15 protein-coding genes and 3 pseudogenes are annotated in these 20,075 nt (G+C 35.8%); 6 read left to right on the top strand and 12 right to left on the bottom strand.

Translation table 11 applies throughout. The annotated features are described in order from the left end of the window. Positions 1-27: 27 nt before the first annotated feature. From AC1DIV_RS23800 to AC1DIV_RS23790, 3 genes and pseudogenes are all read right to left on the bottom strand, one after another. Positions 28-1,230 carry an IS110 family RNA-guided transposase gene (locus AC1DIV_RS23800; protein ID WP_477577509.1) on the bottom strand — a complete coding sequence of 401 codons (1,203 nt, stop codon included), beginning with the start codon at positions 1,228-1,230 and terminating at the stop codon, positions 28-30. Between the two features lie 505 nt (positions 1,231-1,735). After that, positions 1,736-2,032, bottom strand: a complete 297-nt coding sequence (locus tag AC1DIV_RS23795; RefSeq protein ID WP_340878490.1) for a molybdopterin-binding protein — start codon at positions 2,030-2,032, stop codon at positions 1,736-1,738. Between the two features lie 183 nt (positions 2,033-2,215). After that, positions 2,216-2,799, bottom strand: a pseudogene (locus AC1DIV_RS23790) (molybdopterin-dependent oxidoreductase); the annotation flags it as partial. A gap of 1,252 nt (positions 2,800-4,051) precedes the next feature. On the opposite strand from AC1DIV_RS23790, the gene AC1DIV_RS23785 reads away from it, so the two are divergent. Next, on the top strand, positions 4,052-4,504 hold the full coding sequence (locus AC1DIV_RS23785; protein WP_340875848.1) for a hypothetical protein: 453 nt from the start codon (positions 4,052-4,054) through the stop codon (positions 4,502-4,504). Between the two features lie 307 nt (positions 4,505-4,811). Here AC1DIV_RS23785 and AC1DIV_RS23780 read toward each other — a convergent pair whose 3' ends face one another. The 3 genes from AC1DIV_RS23780 to AC1DIV_RS23770 all read right to left on the bottom strand — a co-directional run bounded on the left by AC1DIV_RS23780 (position 4,812) and on the right by AC1DIV_RS23770 (position 8,160). Continuing rightward, positions 4,812-5,126, bottom strand: coding sequence for an MTH1187 family thiamine-binding protein (locus AC1DIV_RS23780; RefSeq protein WP_340875847.1), 315 nt, complete (start codon positions 5,124-5,126; stop codon positions 4,812-4,814). 235 nt (positions 5,127-5,361) lie between these two features. Beyond that, positions 5,362-6,531 (bottom strand): MFS transporter, encoded by a 1,170-nt coding sequence (locus AC1DIV_RS23775; RefSeq protein ID WP_340875846.1) that lies wholly within the window; start codon positions 6,529-6,531, stop codon positions 5,362-5,364. Positions 6,532-6,783: 252 nt separating this feature from the next. Continuing rightward, a complete protein-coding gene (locus tag AC1DIV_RS23770; protein ID WP_340875845.1) occupies positions 6,784-8,160 on the bottom strand; it encodes an aminotransferase-like domain-containing protein in 1,377 nt (458 codons plus the stop codon). A 159-nt stretch (positions 8,161-8,319) separates the two neighbouring features. Between AC1DIV_RS23770 and AC1DIV_RS23765 the strand changes: the two genes are divergently transcribed. Beyond that, positions 8,320-9,222: a DMT family transporter gene (locus tag AC1DIV_RS23765; RefSeq protein ID WP_340875844.1), complete on the top strand. Its 903-nt coding sequence runs from the start codon at positions 8,320-8,322 to the stop codon at positions 9,220-9,222. Positions 9,223-9,677: 455 nt separating this feature from the next. Here AC1DIV_RS23765 and AC1DIV_RS23760 read toward each other — a convergent pair whose 3' ends face one another. Together AC1DIV_RS23760 and AC1DIV_RS23755 are read right to left on the bottom strand one after the other, a co-directional pair. Then, positions 9,678-9,890: a hypothetical protein gene (locus AC1DIV_RS23760; protein WP_098865036.1), complete on the bottom strand. Its 213-nt coding sequence runs from the start codon at positions 9,888-9,890 to the stop codon at positions 9,678-9,680. A gap of 285 nt (positions 9,891-10,175) precedes the next feature. Beyond that, a complete protein-coding gene (locus AC1DIV_RS23755) occupies positions 10,176-10,802 on the bottom strand; it encodes a GyrI-like domain-containing protein (RefSeq protein WP_340875843.1) in 627 nt (208 codons plus the stop codon). Between the two features lie 481 nt (positions 10,803-11,283). Between AC1DIV_RS23755 and AC1DIV_RS23750 the strand changes: the two genes are divergently transcribed. Then, entirely contained in the window at positions 11,284-12,375 is a 1,092-nt protein-coding gene (locus AC1DIV_RS23750) for a GerAB/ArcD/ProY family transporter (protein ID WP_323599301.1), read from the top strand. Between the two features lie 254 nt (positions 12,376-12,629). Here AC1DIV_RS23750 and AC1DIV_RS23745 read toward each other — a convergent pair. After that, a pseudogene (locus AC1DIV_RS23745) lies at positions 12,630-12,895 on the bottom strand (serine hydrolase domain-containing protein); the annotation flags it as partial. Between the two features lie 468 nt (positions 12,896-13,363). Here AC1DIV_RS23745 and AC1DIV_RS23740 point away from each other — a divergent pair. Next, positions 13,364-14,080 (top strand): vanadium-dependent haloperoxidase, encoded by a 717-nt coding sequence (locus AC1DIV_RS23740; protein WP_340875841.1) that lies wholly within the window; start codon positions 13,364-13,366, stop codon positions 14,078-14,080. A gap of 502 nt (positions 14,081-14,582) precedes the next feature. Here the strand turns inward: AC1DIV_RS23740 and AC1DIV_RS23735 are convergent. Then, complete coding sequence (locus tag AC1DIV_RS23735; protein ID WP_340875840.1) at positions 14,583-14,984, bottom strand: hypothetical protein; 402 nt, start codon at positions 14,982-14,984, stop codon at positions 14,583-14,585. A gap of 371 nt (positions 14,985-15,355) precedes the next feature. On the opposite strand from AC1DIV_RS23735, the gene AC1DIV_RS23730 reads away from it, so the two are divergent. Both AC1DIV_RS23730 and AC1DIV_RS23725 read left to right on the top strand, forming a co-directional pair. Next, the gene (locus AC1DIV_RS23730) at positions 15,356-15,826 is read left to right on the top strand and encodes a hypothetical protein (protein WP_477577508.1); all 471 of its coding nucleotides are present in this window, start codon (positions 15,356-15,358) and stop codon (positions 15,824-15,826) included. 823 nt (positions 15,827-16,649) lie between these two features. Further along, positions 16,650-16,952 carry a hypothetical protein gene (locus AC1DIV_RS23725; protein WP_340875838.1) on the top strand — a complete coding sequence of 101 codons (303 nt, stop codon included), beginning with the start codon at positions 16,650-16,652 and terminating at the stop codon, positions 16,950-16,952. A gap of 379 nt (positions 16,953-17,331) precedes the next feature. Here the strand turns inward: AC1DIV_RS23725 and AC1DIV_RS23720 are convergent. Beyond that, positions 17,332-17,475: pseudogene (locus tag AC1DIV_RS23720) on the bottom strand (iron chaperone); the annotation flags it as partial. 537 nt (positions 17,476-18,012) lie between these two features. Continuing rightward, positions 18,013-20,070 carry a transglycosylase SLT domain-containing protein gene (locus tag AC1DIV_RS23715; protein ID WP_340875837.1) on the bottom strand — a complete coding sequence of 686 codons (2,058 nt, stop codon included), beginning with the start codon at positions 20,068-20,070 and terminating at the stop codon, positions 18,013-18,015. Between the last annotated feature and the right edge of the window lie 5 nt (positions 20,071-20,075).

Here is a 20,075-nt window from a genome sequence, read left to right as displayed (position 1 = left end):
TTTTTCTCTGTTTCACAAAATCGTTAATCAGGCTAAATCTAGGAATGCTTCTTTTCTCTTTAATAAAGCGTAAATCCAATGAAGCAACTTATTCATACAGGCAACGATTGACACTTTGGCCGGTTTTCCTTCTGATTTTTTCTTATCATGGAAGGCTTTAAGCTTTTTGTTCCTTGAACTTCTTATGCCACATAGTACGGCAAGATACAGAGAATGACGTAGTCTGCTCGAACCTCTTTTAGTAATACGATTAATGGTTGCCGTAAACTTACCCGATGAGTGAACACTTGGATCTACTCCAGCGAAGGCAACTAGTTTTTTCGGGTGATTAAACCGATCGATTTCACCAATTTCAGAGATAATCGTGGCTGCGATTTTTTCTCCGATACCGGGAATCGATTGGATGATCTTATATTCTTCCAGTTCATTTGCCAGGGCCACTATACGATCTTCCAACTCAGAGAGGTGTCCCTGGTAATGAAAAAGCAACTCAATATACATACTAATATTGATTACGTGACTTTGATACACGTTTATTTGAAATGGATTTCGAGACGCGGAGTCCATTATTTTTTTTGCTTTTTCCCATGCCCATTGACCCGATCTGCTAGGACAGAACTCTATAACACTCTGTGCTAGTTTACTTTCCCCGGCTGCTAATACCGCCTCTGAAGTGGGATATTCCTTTAATTTCAATAAAGAAACCCTTGAATATAGATCCCAAAAAACCTTTCGGTATTCAGGAAACACTTGATCTAAAATCGTGTGAAACTGAAGTTTAGCTTCCACATACATATTCGTTACGATTTCCCGTTGTCTGGACAAATTCCGAAGGTCTAATAGCTGAATTCCTCTAATTTTATGAGGTTCTAAATCCTCTTTGTAATACAGCACACACAACTGGTACGCATCGATAGCGTCCGTTTTCACCTTCCGTAAGCTGGACTTCTTTGCCTGATAAGAAWTAATCGGATTTAGTAAGATATATGGAAMCCCTTGTTCCTCCAGGTATTGAATAACAGGAGAATGGTAATGCCCTGTAGATTCTAAAATGACCATAGGCATTTGCCCTGTCACCTCTTCAATTTCTTTTAGAAATTCTAAAAAATGATCTAACKCCTCTTTGATATGCTTCATTGAAAAGCTCTTCCCATACGGTTTAGATTGATTTAAAAATGCCTGAACTTGGTTCTCTCCTTTTGCCACATCCAGACCAACAACTGGATTCATTGTTTTTTCCTCCTCTACTTACTAACCAGTACCCCTAGTCCTCCATGTAGTGTCATAGCTCCGCTTGTTATTCGAGATTTGCGTCCCAACCAGCCTCAAACATGTTTCTACAAGTAAGGGGCGGACAGTTTAGTTCACGGGATCAAGTCCCACGCACCCGTTAGTTCTATAACATATAGTTGAGTTGACACAAACTGTGAAATAAAAAAGTTACCTTTCAGAAACTTAGGAGTAGAAATCCATTATTATATTTAGGAAGCCAGTCAATTAATTGGTCATAGTTACTTGAGAAGATTGCGTTGTCTTTAGTATTAGACTGTTCAAGTGAATTAGAATATCCGTTTGTACAATTTGAATGTTGCCTCCAGCCACTCATCTCAACTTATCATCTAAATAGGGTGTCATCTCCTTATTCAGTTCTTTTTTTCTCTATATCACAAAACCGTTATTTGGCTAAATCCAAAAGTTTTTTCAGCCGTTTTCATTTCCTGAAATAAAATTTAAGTCATTCTACCTTAACCTTAATTTTATCAATGGCATTATATCCATAACCTTTCTTATTCCAAAAAGGTAAATTAGGTTGAATTTGACCAAATGAATCTGTTGCTCTGGATTTAATCGTGTACTCACCTTTTTCTGATATATTCCATTCGAATGACCAACTAACCCATCCATAACCAACATTCTTACCAGGTAATATATCGGCGCTACTCCATGTATAGCCATCATCCATACTAATTTCCACCTTGGTAATAACTCCTTTTCCTGTCCAAGCAATCCCTTTGATTAAATGCACACCCATATTAATTTTTTCCATATCGAGCGGTTTTTGGATAGTCGAATTGATATTTATTGCAGTGACCGGAAATGCATTTTGATCATTGTCTTTATTTGGATAATACATATAATCTATGGTTTGAAAAGGTCCAGTAAAAGTAGTATTAATAACACTTATCTGCTTTATCCACTTAACAGATGCCATTGCATACCACTGCGGAACGATTAATCTCAATGGATAACCATGTTTAAAGGGAATTGGCTGGTTATTATACTCATATGCAATGATTGTATCCTGATGCAGCGCCTTCTCGATAGGCAAACTCCTCGTGTAGGTGTAAACCTCATCCAGATCGGTCCTAAGGCCATAATCATACCCCTCCACGACAACTTCTTTCGCCCCTTCTCCTATTCCAGATATTTCAAGTAACGTCCGTAATGGTACACCTTCCACTTCCCTTGACTAATGGCCCCCTTTTCCCATTGTTCTCCAAATGTTTTAGGTTCGAAGAGATTACGCTTGTCTCCTGAGCATTCAAGGACAACCTCAACAGTTTTGGATGGAAATCGAAGAATGTCTTGCATGGACAGCAGTAATGGAGCTGATACCAACCCATTTATAGGAAGCCAATAGTTTGAATAAGAAAGTGTCGGATAAGTAAAATGGTTCCTTCTAAAAAATAATTGGTTTTCCACACTATCATTATTGATGAATTGAATGGGTGTCTCCTGATTTTCCGGCAGCAAACTACGCGTAGTTAAATAGGGTCTCACTTTTTGAGGTTTTGTCATGATTCCCTCCTAATTAATATGAATCATTATAGATGTATACGTTCATTACTGCCCATTTCATCCTACACACCATCCTGTTTAAATCCAGTTTGGCCGATCCCATTGATCCAGATGCCCTTAGGATATTAATCCAATTGCACTTTTTAGTACTTTCGGTGCCTTTTTAATTCCTTCCGTTCCAACAAAACTGCTCGCACTCGCTATTAAAATGCTTGAAGAAATGAATTTGACCACATAAAAAATTCCTGATCCAATAATTAGATCTAGGATTAAAAACCTTTTAATTGTTGAACCTTTTATTATATAAATAACGATTTGGTCGTTTTTCTTCATACTCAGAATGGTCACACCCTTATCTTTTTCTAAATGTTATGTCAAAGGGGGGTTGTCATATTCTTCTGCATCTTGTCTTTACTATTTAATAAGGACTGCTTTCTGTTAGCCTCGGGCATACCAAGCTTCTAAAAAACATATTTCTTTTGCTGTAATTTTGTGACGACTCCACATCAAAAGGTCGATATGAAAGTCTTTCATTCCACCAATCTAAAATCCTTTACGAACTGAATGGGTTCTCCAGATGGAATATTAACAAACTTGTCAAGGCGTTACAGGCAGGAATAATAACTGGCAAACAAAATAAAAGATATCGGATAACTTAGTGGGTACTAGTTGCTCTTACAGTGTTTTCACTGCCAGGAGTTTATACCCCTTCATCTATGACTGGATATGATGTTATTGATCTAATTTTATTTTTTATTATCAAAATGATTTTCAATCTATCTTTTAGTCGGTATTTATAAAAAGAGAGTGAGGAAAGAATTAGATTTCTTCTTGCCCTTTTTTGGCTTACTGATTCCACTGTTTTTACGTAACAGCTTATGGACCATACTTTAACTATCATTGGCTCAATTTACATTGTCTTATTTGCTCCTTATCATTCACTTGAGGAAACTAATATTATCGATGTAAGTATTCATGCTATAGTCGAAATTGTCATGAATATTATGTTTGTCCATTATTTTAAGAAGATATATAACTAGGAAGCACCTATTTTGGTACTTTTTTTAATTTGACTTCACACTTTCACTTCTTCCTGACAGCTTCATTCATGCCTTATAGGTATCACGTTTCACCCTATTAATTAAACAAACGAGAATCAAAAATGAAAAAAATTTCCCTCTTATCAGGTTCTTAGTACTAATCTCTTTTTCTCCTAATAAACTTAATAAACTAACTATTTAGGAGGGGTGCAATGTTTAATCAAAAACTGGATAATATTAGGCCGCTTATTTGTAAAATTAATGAAGTCACTTACCAAAAGTACCATCTATATAAGAAATCATATGAGCGGGAAGTTTTCGTCATAAAAGATTACGGTGAAGACCGCGGTATTACCAATAAAAGTATTGCATTATTCGAAGCAGTCAAGGATCATTTTGATCGTTTTAAAATTGCTAAAATTACTAAAGAGATTCATAAAGATAATATTTTTCTCGATAGCGATCTCATCCTTATAGACAAAAAAGGAAATGAGCTACACCTTTCTGGTTGTAGTTGCGGGTATGCTGGCACTGGTTCACAGGGGACAGTTGAAGTTTTGAATAAGGCTGGATTCGAGATAGATAGAAGGTTTGTGTTTTGTTCAAAAGGATTCACTCTTTTTCATCCAAATGAAGAAAAAGAACTTTATGGCGAACGTTTATAAATTATCCAGATAACGGTTTATATCTATCATTACCTAATCTACTCAGCAAGATAAAAATGGAAATGTATGAAATAAAAAATAAAAAAGCCTTGGGAACTGATAAATCAGTAATACCAAGGCTTTAAAGCTATTAATACATTGACATTAATTAAAAATCATTATCGAAACTCGGGATATAACTATGAAAGAACAGCATTATATCTCCGAAAAACTACAATATATCGACGAAATTCAGGATATATCTCCGAAAAACAGCAATATATCTCCGAAAACAGCATTATCTACCCACTGTTATTTACAAAGCCTGTTATTCCTCAAGCATGCCCTTCACTCGCTCTACTTTGTCTTCCATCCTGCGTTCTTTATCACGACGGTCATCGATTCGGATATTCGTACAAACTCTAGCAAGACCTTTTTCAAAAGGTAATTCGTGCATCGCTTGGATCACTTCAAACAACTTAGGCAGGTCGCCTTCAATGATTGTATTCATGGGTGTCAATTGAAAACGAATTTCTCCCTTATCTTCATATTGCTTTAATACCCTTTGAATATCCGCTACATAGCTGCTAACACTTGGAGTTTGTGTCCCCACAGGAATTACCGTTACATCAACTATTGCCATTCTTATTCACCAATCCTTTATATGTAATTCAATCAAGAAGCATCCATCCTATAGAAGACGGATGTTTTTTACTATTATAACTCAAACTTCGCACCTGGGAAATTTGATAGGAGCTTTGAAGTTTCCATTCGTGAAACAAAGCGCTTCTACTGGCAAGAAAATTACTATAAAATCGGCCAAATAAAAAAGAACCAGCAAACAAATCCACCTCTATTAAAATAGAGGTGGATTTGTTTTAAATCGATTTATTATGCATTATCTTTTCATTTATATAATCCTTATAGACCAACACAGCAACAACAATAAAACTTAGACTAACAATCCTGAAGATCATCTCTAAACTGATCCATTCTGCTAAAATACCTAATACAAACGCGCTAACTCCAACACCAAAGTCAAAACTGGAAAAAAAGGTAGCGTTGGCTGCTCCTCTTTTTTCTTCACATACCCTTTGAACAGTCCATGTTTGTAAACATGGCATAACCGTGCCATAACCTGCGCCAAATAAAATCGCCGCAACGATGAGTTGAGATTCATTTGTCATATATGACAGGATAACAAGTGAAAAGAATCCTAACACAGCTGCCATAATGATAATAGACCAAGGTCCTTTTTTGTCATACCATTTTCCGGTAAACGGACGTAGTAAAGTTGAGACAATTGCATTGATAAGGAAGAATAGAAAAATATGATCTACTTCCCTTTGCTTCCCAAAAAGAACCAAAAATGTGATAATAGCCCCAAAACCTAGTGTTGTAATAACCGTAAGTAACGCTTGGAACCATACGTCTTTTTCAAAAATCATATCCCAAAAGCGAAATGGCTTCTTCTCACGCTTTACAATAGTAGGTGAATAGACAAATTGAAGCGCAAGTACTGCCAATAAGCTCAATACTGCTGATGACCATATCAAAATATCGAAGGAAAAAGAGTCATAGATAAGGATACCTATACTCGGTGCAACGATAGCCCCGACCGTTGTGGATATAGAAAAATACCCTATTCCTTCTCCTAAGCGTGTCTTAGGAATAAAATCCACTACCATTGTACTGTTAGCTGTGGTTGATCCCCCCCAAGCTGCACCATGGAAAAGCCTTAACAATAGAAGAAGCCATATCATATTAAGAAACGGATATAGAATTGTAATGACCATTAAAGCTGCACTTGCACAAATGGCCAGACTTTTCCTCTGGCTATCCATTAAATAGTAACCTACAAAAGGTCTGATTAAAACAGCACCTATCGTAAATAATGATGTTACTAGACCAACTTGAATGGAAGATGCATTCATGCTTAACAAATAAGCAGGCAAAATAGGAAGCATCATTTCAAACCCAATAAAAACTAAAAAGTTGCTTATAAATAAAAAAAGAAATGATTTATTAAAGATTCTTTGATTTTTCATATAATTATTCCTCGCTTCTAAATTATTTTTCTAAGTTAGAAGCGTTTGGAACACCGAAACATTTTTCAATTGCCTAAGGTTTTTAGTCAATTGACTCACCCTCTCTTAACCCCTTAAAAAATTTATCAAACAATCATATCAGAACCTACCTTTATAAACAAGCAGTTCTTTTTTTAATAACTTTATAGGAAGGAATTAAGTGAGCGACAAGTTAAGATTATTTAGGTTGTGACCGGAAAAACCCGACACTTTCTAAATGAGTAAAAAGTTATTGGGAGTACTATGTTTTTTTCTACTGTCAAGTAAAGCAATACAGTGAGCCAATCGCTCTACCCCTAGTTTAATTTGACTCTCGTTCACTTGAGAGATGCATAAACGAACGAGATTTTCCTTTTTATATTCTGCTAAAAACATTCTGGAGGCATCATCAACATATATATGCTGCTCGTTTAGCATATGAACCACCTGTTTTGCTTTCACATGCTCGGGCAAACTGATGGAAAGATAGAAGCCGGAATTCGGTTTAGAAAAAGAAGTATTAGCCGGCAGCATTAATTCACATGCTTCTTGAAGGATTTGCATTTTAGTTCGGTATACCTCTTTTACTTTTTTGAGATGACTATTAAACATACCGCTTTTTAAATAGATTTCTAGCGCACCTTGAGAGAGTGCTGAACTATTAAAATCCGAACTGAATTTATACCGTAAAAAGTTGTTCATCATTAATGCAGGAAGAACGACAGTCCCAATCCTTAACCCTGGGAGAAAAATTTTCGAAAGGCTTTTGATATAAATCACTCTCCCAGAAGGATCAAAAGAAAATAAAGGATCGGATTTTGGATTTGGATCAAGGTCTCCTAAAATATCATCCTCCACTATGTATACATCGTATTTTTCAGCTAACTCAACGATTTTTTTCTTTTCGCCATTCGTGTAACTATGTCCAAGTGGATTGTGAAATCTCGGGATAATATAGAAAAATTTTATATCATTATTTCGAAAAATGTATTCCAGTCGATCAAGGTCTATTCCTTCCATTGATAATTCGATCCCAAAAGTAGTGGCTTGATGCAGATTGATGGACTCGATGAATCCAAAATAAGTAGGCTGTTCAATTAGAATATTGTTTTTCCCATTTGGAAATGGCATAGAAACTAATAAATGGAGGGCTTGCTGCGAGCCAGAGACAACGACTAATCTTTCTGGTTGGGTGAAAACCTGTAAATTTTGTAAATATTTAACCAACTGTACTCGCAGTGGGTAAAGCCCTTGTTGATCAGAGTATATAAAAAGCTCTTCTTTATAATGGTCAATTGCTTGATTCATACAATGTTGAAATTCTACATAGGGCATAACATTTTTATCTGGACCGGCAGACAAAAAATCAATCACCCCATTTTCTTCCGCCTCTTTTGGATAATCATTCACAACATAGTAGCCGCTTTTAGGAACAGAATAAATTAAATGCTCTTTTTCAAGTTCGTCGTATGCTTTAATGACCGTATTCTTGCTACATGAAAAATACTCAGATAACTGACGAACAGAAGGAAGTTTACTTCCTGCATTTAGCGAACCACCTGCTAGTCGAAGCTTAATTTCTTCCATTATCTTAATATATTTTGTGTTCATCACTTAATCCTCCTTAAACTGTACCAGGTCAGATGGGTAAAAAATGGGTTTATTTTTATTGTATGTACTCATAGTATGTTAATTATAGCAACTGTTTTTTATGATAAATAAACAATGGTACAGATGTGATACAAAATATAAAGATTGGGGTTGGGTAAGATGCAGGGAGTAACCAGGGAGAAATTAGGATTATTGTTGGGATTAGCAGGCGTCATTTGTTTTAGCTTAACGCTCCCCGCTACAAGTATTTCTGTAGAGTATTTTGGGACTACGGTCGTCGGTTTAGGAAGAACGGTTGTTGCTGCTATTTTAGTAGCGGTGGTATTGATCGTTCGAAAGGAAAAACTGCCTTCTCCAAATCAATTCAAAAGTCTACTTATTGTTGCTGTTGGTGCAGTTTTAGGATTTCCTCTCCTCACTTCTTGGGCAATGGAATCCTTGCCTGTTTCTCATGGAGCTGTGGAAGTAGCACTGTTACCGTTAGCAACAGCTGGATTTGCCATGTTTAGAGCAGGTGAAATCCCTTCAATCAAATTCTGGGTTTCAAGTATAATCGGCTCTTTAGCTGTCATTATGTATGCACTTCATCTTGGATTCGGCCAATTGCAATTAGCCGATTTAGCTTTACTGGCAGCTGTGATCATACTTGGACTTAGTTACGCAGAAGGGGGGAAATTAGCGAAAGAATTAGGCAGCTGGCAAGTGATTGCTTGGGCAATAATGATCGGTGCTCCATTTTTCATTATTCCAGTTGGACTAAACCTTACAACTGAAATGCTCCATGCCCCTATCCAAGCTTGGGTTAGCTTAATTTATCTCGCAGTGGTTAGTCAATTTCTAGCATATGTTGCTTGGTATAGCGGAATGGCTATGGGCGGAATAGCAAGGGTTAGTCAGATTCAATACTTACAACCATTTTTGATGATTCTATTTGCAACAGTATTTCTAGATGAATCCATCACATCTTTCACTTTTGTAACAGCAGTGATTGTTGTCTTTTCTGTCATATTAGGCAAAAATGCTCCCGTAACAAAAAAAGTAGCTGTATCAGGGAAAAGCTAACTGCATTTAGAACAACCGAATTCCAATAGATGAAAGAGACCGACAGTCATGAATATGGATTCAAAATAAAAATCAACTAAATAGAAGGGAAAGCTAAGTTATGTAAAAATCATCCATTGTAAAGACAAAAGTTAATCGTTGATCAACTGAAACGAATTCGAATACGGATGAGCAACAGATTTCATTATTAATGAAATCAAATCTAAAAAAATAACATGAATGCTACTGCACTAACAGGAGTGTTGATCAAATAAGGATTAACGCTCTTTCTTTTTTCACATTAGGCTTAAATCTCGTATTGTAAAATCCTTATATGTAAAAGCTTTCATATTCATTAGGTCTTCTAGATTCCACGACTTAGTTTCACTGGCTTCTTAACCGTTTTCTTTTCTTATCATGGTTCATCGTTCTCAACGTCATAAAAAAGCACCCAAATTATTGGATGCCTCCTCCTTTTATTCATCAATTTTGACTTCTTTCAGTAAATCATTTCTATACGAAATTGCATCTCGTTCAAAAACTTTTTTAAACCTGTTTTCGTACTCTTCACGGGTTATTAAACCTTTTTCTTCCAGTAATTCCACTATGGTTCTAACCCTTACTCTACTCGACACTAATTCGTTTGTCATATTGGACAATAAAATACTGATTTTCTCATCATCATTCATTCTCTCATCCCCTTTGTTTAACTAATTTGACAAAAGGGACCAATTCCCTGCAAAAAAAAACACCCAAAAGAATAGATGGTTTTCAATAGGTAAAATGAGGGTGGTGTTAGGTCCTCTTTTACACCTCATATAAACTATGAGCCATACCATAAAACCGTATTATGGAAAACTTTATAAGTACTACCTAATTGCATCCTATGGTATAATGCACCTTTTATCTATGTAAACTCCTTCAATCTTTGCTACATTAAATAATGAATGCATGTTAACTGCTAAGAGTTCATGCTATTCTATCGGCTTAACCTTATATCTCAAAACTGTTTTTAATTTTGAAGGTTCAACTTTCCTAAAATCTGAAAGATATATTTCTCTATGTTGTAATGACGTTTTTTCCAGATTATTATTTTTTATGAATTCATTCATTACTTTAAAACTTTGAGGTTCATCATCATATGGACCAACATGAAGCATTTGGACAGATAAACCATCTTGAAATGTACCGAACCTTACATTATTTAGAAATGGATGTGGTTTCTTTTTTTCAACATGTTCAAATGCTCTGTCCACTATTTCCTTTGTTACAAAATCTGGTTGTCTAATCATGATTGTATATAATAATTCATCTTTATTTAATGTATCTAGTTTCTTACCCTCTTCCGTTAAATCCCAAATTCCTTCTAATGGATATACGGTATATTCAAAATATCCAGCTGGAGTGCATCCTTGCTTCGGCATCATTCTGACCGCATAAGCCAATGAATAAAGAACACCTATCTTTTCAGCGAATTCGTTCTCATTTGGATTTCCTTTTCCCTTTATCAAAAAAAATTTCTGTTCTGGAATTGATACAAGTTCAGGTTTTTGTTTTGGGATATATAAATTCTTCTCTTGTTTTCTCCATTCGTATTTCATTAGTTTTGTTCCCTTCTGTATATTTTTTTCCATCCATCAAGAAATTAACAAACAGTTTGTCATGTTATTATCAAAGGACAATAGTTCCTCTAAACGTTCATCGTCAACCTTTTTATTAGCCGTGTCCGGAAAAGTATTAAGATCACTATTGCTTAATATTTCTTTTTATCACTCATCTATTATACCCCGCTGTTGTTCCAGAATAAGACTTTCTATCTTTCGGAAAAGGCCATCTCGGTTCTCTCCTTTTTTGTCCGCTCACGCTTGAACACATTGTAAGCCATACCCCTGCCGTCCACATGTTTCTGTTCCTTGCCTAATGCCTTACACAACCACTTTTCATTAAATGTCACTGAAGCTTTCAACTTACCGACAAGGATTATACAAAAATTCCATCCATAATTTAATCGATCTTTTTGAATAGATTTCACTTATAAAAGCCAGATTATTAATATATGAGTGATACAAATGAGGGTCCTACATGAATCAAGCTGGTGTCAATGAAAAATATAAGGTATCGCCATTTTATGTGTTTTTTTTAATGCATTCCATGCAAACTGGATTAGGCGTATTGAGTTTTCAAAGAGAGTTGGCTAAAGCGACGGGAACCGATGGCTGGTTATCCATACTCCTAGCTGGATTGATTGTTCATATATTAATTTGGTTAATCTATAAGATATTTAGGATTGTTCCTGGTGATATAATCTCCACTAATAATCATGCATTCGGTAAATGGATTGGTAATTTCTTCAGTCTTTTATTTATTCTTTACTTTTTTATCCTTGGAATGACAATCATAATTGGCTATATAAATGTCATTCATGTTTGGATGTTTGAAGAGGTACCTTCTTGGGCATTTGCTTTGGTTTTCCTTATTTTGATTTACTATATAAATACAGGAGGATTCCGAACCATTACGGGTATTGCCTTCTTAACTGTAATAGTTTCATACTGGCTTTTATTTGTACCTTTTTATGGTTTTAAATACTCTGATTTCACCGGTTTTCTTCCTATTTTCCATCATAATTTAGTCGAAATAATGGAAGGAACTAAAAGTTTTTCATTATCCATGCTTGGATTTGAAATGATACTGATGTATTATCCGTTCATCAAAAGTGCTGAAACATCGCAAAAGTATGCTCACGGAGGAGTTGTGCTCACTACGTTATTGAGCTTATTACTTTATTTTGTATCGATAGTCTTTTATTCACAGAAACATTTAACCCTTACTCTATGGCCAACACTAACATTGACCAGTATTATTGAGTTGCCCTTTATTCAACGGTTCGAATACATAACTGTTTCTTGGTGGACCATCGTTATCATACCCAATATGGTCATTCCTTTGTGGGCTGCCAGCAGGGGGGTCAAGCGCTTATTCAATGTCCAGCAAAAATATCCGTTATGGGGAATGTCCATAATCATACTACTTGTGAATATATTTTTTTATGATATCGATTCCTTATATATATTAAATAAAATAATCAATCCGTACAGCGTATGCTTCATTGTTATATATTTGCCTCTTCTTTTTGTTTTCATAAGCATTAAAAAATCGCGGAACCGGTTATGAAAAAGTTGGAAATTTCCAGTGAGATAATAGCTGCTGTTCTTATAACGAGCTCACTATCACAAATTGTCCCCATCAGATAAATATCAATTCTTTCACCAAATAAGTTCGGGCTAGGGAAACAAAAGGAAGACCACTTATTGTGGTCTTCCCAGACTGTAGACAAACTCGATGACAATCGAGTTTGTCTATTTTTATGGCTTGTACAATTTGGACGTTGATTGGAACGTAGGGCACTCGCTTTCCGCGGGCGGGCGGTCGGGCAGCCACTGATCTACTGGGTCATCCAGCCTCAGCCTGCACTCGTCGAGCAAGACTATCGCCCGCTGCCATCGTGACTGGCTTGGACGTCGAGGCAATCCAAAAGATCGTGTCCCGGCGCATCGGCGCACCACCGTCATGGCGCATCGTACCTATCACTTCGACATGATAACGTCTCACCGTACCGGCTGACCAGGGCGACGAGTCCAGGGATTTTTCCGGACTCGACATGCCGTGCCAGCACCTCACGCAGTCTACGCAGTCATGCTTCGCAGAAGCCGTTGTTGCTTATCTTTTTCATTTGGGTTCCCTCTCTTGACCTTTTTATCAGCCCAATTGCTCTACAAAATCGCTTTTGATAGAGCCATATGTTCATCGGACGTTTATTCTCGGTTTTATCTTTTCCGTAAGTAATCTTCTTTGACAACTGTTGTCTTGCCTCCTAATTGGAGCCGAGCAGAGCGAAAATACTGCCCTTATCCATTTAAGCTCCTACCTTCACAACACCTAAATATGTATATTCTAGAAGTTAAATATACATTCCTTCTTCAACTAACCGCCCCGATAGATGAAAATTCTGCCTCAGCATCCAGGGAATTGAAGTAAAACACATCTTAATCTAAGTGTATAACTCTTTCTCCTCTGATAAGGAATCAAAAAGTTATATGGTCATACTTCATTACACTTAATCATAAGGAACAAGGAGAACATTAATTAGGGGGTGGTCTTTATGAGAACAAGTTATAGAAGATGGACAGAGTTTCCTTACCCAGGGGAAAGTCTCCCACCTAAAGGTTCTCCAGAGGCAGGAAATTGGCCAATGTTTTTTATTTCAAGGGGAAGAGACAATGATTTCCTGGACCCCTTTCATCAACGAATCATTTGGCGAGTTAAAAATCCACTTGATATTGATTGGGAAACAGAGTTATTCATTGTAGAAGAGACATTAAAGTCATTGACTTCCCAGCAAATACGCATCGCACAATATTGGGGAACAGGTGAATTAACGGCGAAAATTACCACTCTAATTTTCAATTTAGCTGAAAAATATATGCTGGGGTCACCGAGTGTTGCAAGGGTTCAGAGTTATTTCCACGCGGCTATGAATGATACCTTTGTTGTCACGTGGTTTTTAAAATATCATTGGGATGTTGCACGTCCAAATCAATATGGCAGAAATCTGTCTACTGTGCTGTTTACCCCTCGTTTTCCAGCTTACCCTTCTGCACACGCAACAGTTGCAGGCTGTGCAGAGACAGTATTAAGTTATTTCTTCCCTCAAGAGTCTTCAGAATTAATAAAAATAATGGAAGAAAGTGCTCAATCTCGTTTGTACGCTGGGGTACATTTTAATGTGGATAATACGGAAGGTTTAAGTTTAGGCAGACAAATTGGAGAGCTAGTTGTAAGCTTTTTAAGGGCACAAAATCTAAATACGCTTCAATAATATTTTGGGTTCAGGTTGTGCTAACCTGAACCTTTAGTTAAATAAAGAAAGAGCTGCATAAAGTCAGCCCCGATCTTCAGCTAAAGCACCTGTTAGTGGACCAAGTCTATATACTTTTCCATAGCTAACCAATCTTTCATCCACTTTGTTCTTGGAAAATTGGTCTTTCTATTAGTAATGTTTATAGCTTTTACCTTGGACAAAAGGCAATGTTCCCGCAACTGCATCTAAGGGAAAAAGAGTGAATGAAGTAAAAATATAAAACGTAAAAGATTTTTATCTTTTTTTGAAGTTATGAAAAAATAAGTTAAACCCTCGTCGTAGAGGTCATGAAATACTTATATGACTAGTTTTTTTATCAACACCACTATTCATGAAAGATTTTAACAATATAATATTACTAGCTATTTGTAAACACAAAGAGCTTTACCCCTTTTGGCTAACGCTCTAAATCTATTAATAATACCTTACCAACTCATATATGAACCTTTCCGACTATGTGTTAAGCGTAAATATCACTCTCTTCTTTCTCTTCTTTCTCTCCATCATATAAATCGTGACCACCAACATAAATAGGACCGTTTGCATGATCAATTCTTATTGGCCATTCATACGGAACAGATATGCGTCTTGCTACACCTCTCCAAAAATTACACGAATCGGCTTCAAAGTCTTGAAACTCTTTTAATAGTTCTTTATAAGATGCACCGTCAAATTGTATATTCATATCCTGCAACCTCATGAAAGCCATATGTCTAATTTCAAGCTCGGCTGCCTTTTCCATTTCTTCATCAGTTGCCTCATCAATAATGGTTCCTGGCGGGGGTAAAATAGCGTAGATATTATCTACTTCTTCTGCCGTTTCTTGTGTGGGAATCAATTTATTTCGGATCCGATTAAGCATAAAGTCAACTCCTAATGGTTTTTTTCTAGTATATATTACCTATCAAACTAAGTAAACTAAATAGTCTTAATTTTGAATAAATAAAACTGTTAATCGTGTATACGCTTAGTTGAACATGTCTTATCTCGTTCCATACACGTGACCTAAAACCTTCTTCTGCTGCTCATCTGTCCTGTACTCTGCCAAGCTAAGCAACAACTCCTAGTCATTCGCTCGTAAACCGTTTCATTTACTTATAGAACTTCTTAGCTTGTCAGGCTGTTTTTGTTATTGTGGGACCCTAGACCTTTCCTACTATCTTAATAAAGATGGCTTTTGAGTAAATCCTAACCTATAATTAGTCTGATACTGTACTACATAAGGGGACAACAATGTATTTCTGGAATATTAACAAACTCGTCAAAGCTTTACAGGAAGGAACAATAACCAACAAACAAAAGAAAAGATACCGTATATTCTTCTGGGTAATATTTACTCTTTCAGTACTTGCATATCCTGTAGTTTATAACCCTTCAACCATGAATGGATATGATGTTATAGATTTAATTTTGACTTCAATTATCGATGTAATTGCAGTCTATCTGTTAATCGTTATTTATAAAAAGAGAAGTAGAAAAGATTTAGATTTTTTCTTACCATTCTTTAGCTTAACGATTCCTCTATTCTTGCATACCTTCGTATGGTCAATACCTTTATTTATCATTGCTTATACATATATTGAACTTTTCGCTCCTTATCATTCTATGGATGAAACTAATCTAATTGATATAATTATGTTTACGATAATCGGAATTGCTATTAACATAGTGAATATTCATTACTTTAAAAAGATATTTAACTGAGCACCTGCACCTTATTGGTGCTTTTTTATTCCTCCTCACAGACCCACCAACTGGTTTAATTCTTCTTTTTCTTGGCTTGGAATCAGATTACTCGGATTGCTGAAATAGTTTTAGCAAGATGGGTGATAAAAGCGCAAAGCCACAAAACCAATAAAGCGACTACTACACAGGCATTATGTTGAAGACACGCGCGTTTAAGAAATTTGACATGAAGTTGAAGAGCGGAGTAAATATGATAAAGTACCATTTGCATACTTCAATGGAATTGGGAATTGTGAAAAAGTTATTGGACAAGTTATATTTTGATATGGGACTTATTACTAATTGAATAACCACAAAAACTAACATTTTAGGATAATATATGATAATTTAACCTTGATATGTTTACATATAAAAAGGAGGGTGAATCTATGAAAAAAATAATTAGTATCGTAACACTTATAGTTTTATACTGGATTGTTTTATTAACGTATAGCGATAACTTAGAATATGATTCAATATTTTATTTAGCAAGTTCCTTATTCATTTTATCTTTAATTTTTATATGTTTCTTAAAAATTAAAGATAAGATAAATATATTTATTTTAATTGCGCTTTTAAATATCTCGGCAATTTATTTAACTGTTAATTTTCTTATAGGCATAATACTTTTTTTAGCTTTCATCGTGATTTTATGTTTTTCTATTTATTCATATATAAGTAAATAGTAACATGATAATAGAAAAAAGCAGAAATACTCTGAATATTTATTCCTATTCCCCTTTTTTTATGGTAGGTTTATATATGTACATGTACATATATTTAAAAGGAAGGAATGAAGGCGATGAATTTTAAAAAAGGTACTGCATTTTTCATGAGTTTTATATTATTACTTGGTACAGTATTAGTCGCCCTACCAAGTAAAACTTCAGCCAATTCTGAAATACATGTATTAGAAGAATCTTTAACAATAATTAAAGAAACCGATAAGAAGTTCGATTATATTTTATCAATCGATGGCAACCAAATCCGGTATATTGAAATAACGGAGGTTATGGATGATGGATCTAAAGTTATCCATACAAAATCTTATAACGAAGAGACAAATGAATTATTACAAGATTTTAAAACAATTATTAAAGATTAAAAAATAACTGATCAAGAAATCTATAAAAATGAAGAAATGCCTGAGCCTAATATAGAATACAGGCCCATTTTTTGTACCCTTTGCTACAGCAAGTAACAAATCATTAGTTTCTGTTTTAAACATGAGCTATAAAAAGAACTATTCTACCAAACTTTCACAAAAACGCCTATTTATTAGCATTCACTAAAATTCATTTATCATAATAACTCAAGAATTATCGGGCATTTATCGGGTGATTTTTTGGCAGTATTTTTTACTATACTTTTCACTTTTATAAATTTAAAAACCAAAAAAGTATAACGAGTTTAAGTCGTGTTGTTAAACCGTCCGACTACAGGATAGGCTAATACTTGCTTTACTCTTTTCATGTACTTTATACGTGATCGGAAAACAATGGCGTATTCCACTTGATTTGTGATTCCAAATTGGGGAATTTATTAGCAACCCACGCCAAAATTTCCTCTGTTCGTTCGCAGTGCTCGGGGTTATCGATACCCGCTAAATATTTCGCAAAAACTTCCATGTTGTTCCCTCCTAAAATAAAAATTAGGTCGTTCAGAGAAATTCCTCAAACCATTCGTTTGTAACTTTTTAAACTTCTACAAATAATACACAAACTCCTTCTTCCATAAAACTTCCTTTTACTCGAATAAGAAAAAGCGATCCTTCATTATTGGGAATCGCACCCGTTAGACATAACAATTCATATTAAATACAGCTTTGTAAATCCATTACAATAAACATAAGAAGGCAACTCCCATAAGGGTTAGTTGCCTTATTTTAAAATGAGCTGCGAGACACATTCAACATGTGCGGACTGCTGATTGTAGAAAAAATAATAAAGTGATGATGTAGCTTTGTTCACCTTACTATAAGCGTATTTTTACGCTTTTGAAATGGCATTTTTTAGATTATCAACCTCTCAAGGAAGATGTAACGGAACTAAAAGTAATGGTACACCTTAATTGATAAATTGTCCGTGAAAAGAAAATAGCCCCCTCCTGTATGAAGTGGGGGCTTTGATTTTGTCAGCTTTTTATACATATTCAGGTAATAATAATTAAGGTTTGGCACTAATTATTGTTGTCCAACCACTGTATACCTTTGTTGTGCCAACCGTTCTATATGCTCTTAATTTATAATAATATGTCTTTCCTGTTGTTAAACTACTATTTGTATAATATAAGGAAGTTGTGCTTTTTAGTAGATTATATGTTCCTGAGAATGATGTAGACCTGTAAAGTTCATAGCCACTTGCTCCAGATACAGAGACCCATGTCAGCTTTAAGCTGGTTGAACTTATTCTGGTTGCCTTAAAATTAGTTGGAACAGTTGGTACTGGTTTTGCAGTAACTACAGTTGAATAATTACTATATACCTTCATACTTCCTACGGTCCTGTAAGCTCTAATTTTGTAATAATATGGTTTATTCGTTGTAAGTCCTGTATTAGTATAACTTGTTGAGGTTGTTGATCCTGCAAGAGAATAAGTCCCTGTGCTTGATGTGGCCCGATATACTTCATACCCACTTGCTCCACTTACTGCGGTCCAACTAGTTCTTACACTATTATAGGAAGAAGATGCGGCTTTAACTGAACTTGGTACAGCTGGTAATGGTTTTGCCGTAACAATAGCTGAATAATTACTATAAACTCTGGTACTTCCAACCGTTCGGTAAGCTCTCATTTTGTAATAATACGATTGATTGGTTGTCAGGCCGCTATTCATAAAACTTGTAGATGTCGTCGTTCCAACCTTAGAATACGTACCTGCGCTTGATGTCGATCGATAAATCTCATACCCTGATGCACCGCTTACTGCCGCCCAGCTAGTTTTAATACTATTATAGGAAGAAGATGCGGCTTTAACTGAACTTGGTACAGCTGGTAACGGTTTTGCCGTAACAATAGCTGAATAATTACTATAATCTCTGGTACTTCCAACCGTTTGGTATGCTCTCATTTTGTAATAATACGATTGATTGGTTGTCAGGCCGCTATTCATAAAACTTGTGGATGTCGTCGTTCCAACCTTAGAATACGTACCTGTGCTTGATGTCGATCGATAAATCTCATACCCTGATGCACCGCTTACTGCCGCCCAGCTAGTTTTAATACTATTATAGGAAGAAGATGCGGCTTTAAACGCGACTTGTTTCTCGATATAAGCCGATGAAACGTATCCACTATACTGTCCATCGAGTGTTTTTGCTGGAAACCAGACAAATTGATTTTGACTGATTTCAGACTCATCAAATTCAAATGTGCCTTCAATTAGTAAGGGTGTATTGATCGGCAACCTTTTATAATCCGGTGACCCTGGTTTTTTTCGTAATTTAACGTCATACTCAGTTGTCAGTACTCGGTCCCCTGCTTTTAATTTGATCGTTGTCTCATGAACACCCTGTACGATATATTCGGGCTTTAGGAATTCAATGGGCTTATCACTTTCTCTGTCGTATTTGAAATACTTTATGTCAAATGGATACCTTGCTAAGATGGTATCGCCCCTGTAACTTTCTTCTTCGATTTTTCCGAAACTGTCTTTTTCGATTTTTCTGAAAACTAATTCTTGATAGGCCTCATGATTAATTTCTCCTGTTTCTTGGTATAGAGGGCTATTCACTGGCACGACCCCATTGTATGCCATGACAGGAAAATACCAATTTTCAATGATGTCTCGTCCTGCTCCTTTGATGCTCGGAAGCGTAGTCAAACTGGCCTTGCTATTGAGAATACGTACGCCTGTTTCGATATTGTAAAGAATATCATTCTTTAAGCGCTCTTGCTGTTCCTCTGGTAAGGTTGTATCTGTGATTTGCATAATCCCAATTCCCCCGTCCTTCGAGATGAACGGCTTACCATCGACGAATTGTCTCCAGTATGATTCTCTTGTGGCAATCCCTTTTACGACTTCAGGCGGAATATCCGCTTGGATTGCAGCGTTTGTCAACAAACAATTGATATGTTGGTAAGTTGGGTTTTCATTTGGTTTAATGTCACCATATTGTTCACAATTCAATGACCATTCTGTTTCCGATTCTGCTGTCGCTTTCCCATGAAACAAACTGACCATACATGCCACTAGTAACCCTGTTTTTACTAAAAAAGATTTCATGACTC

This window comes from Peribacillus sp. 05N428 (assembly GCF_056397085.1).
Note: the sequence above shows the minus strand (reverse complement) of the source record. Positions and strands in the feature narration are given on the sequence as shown.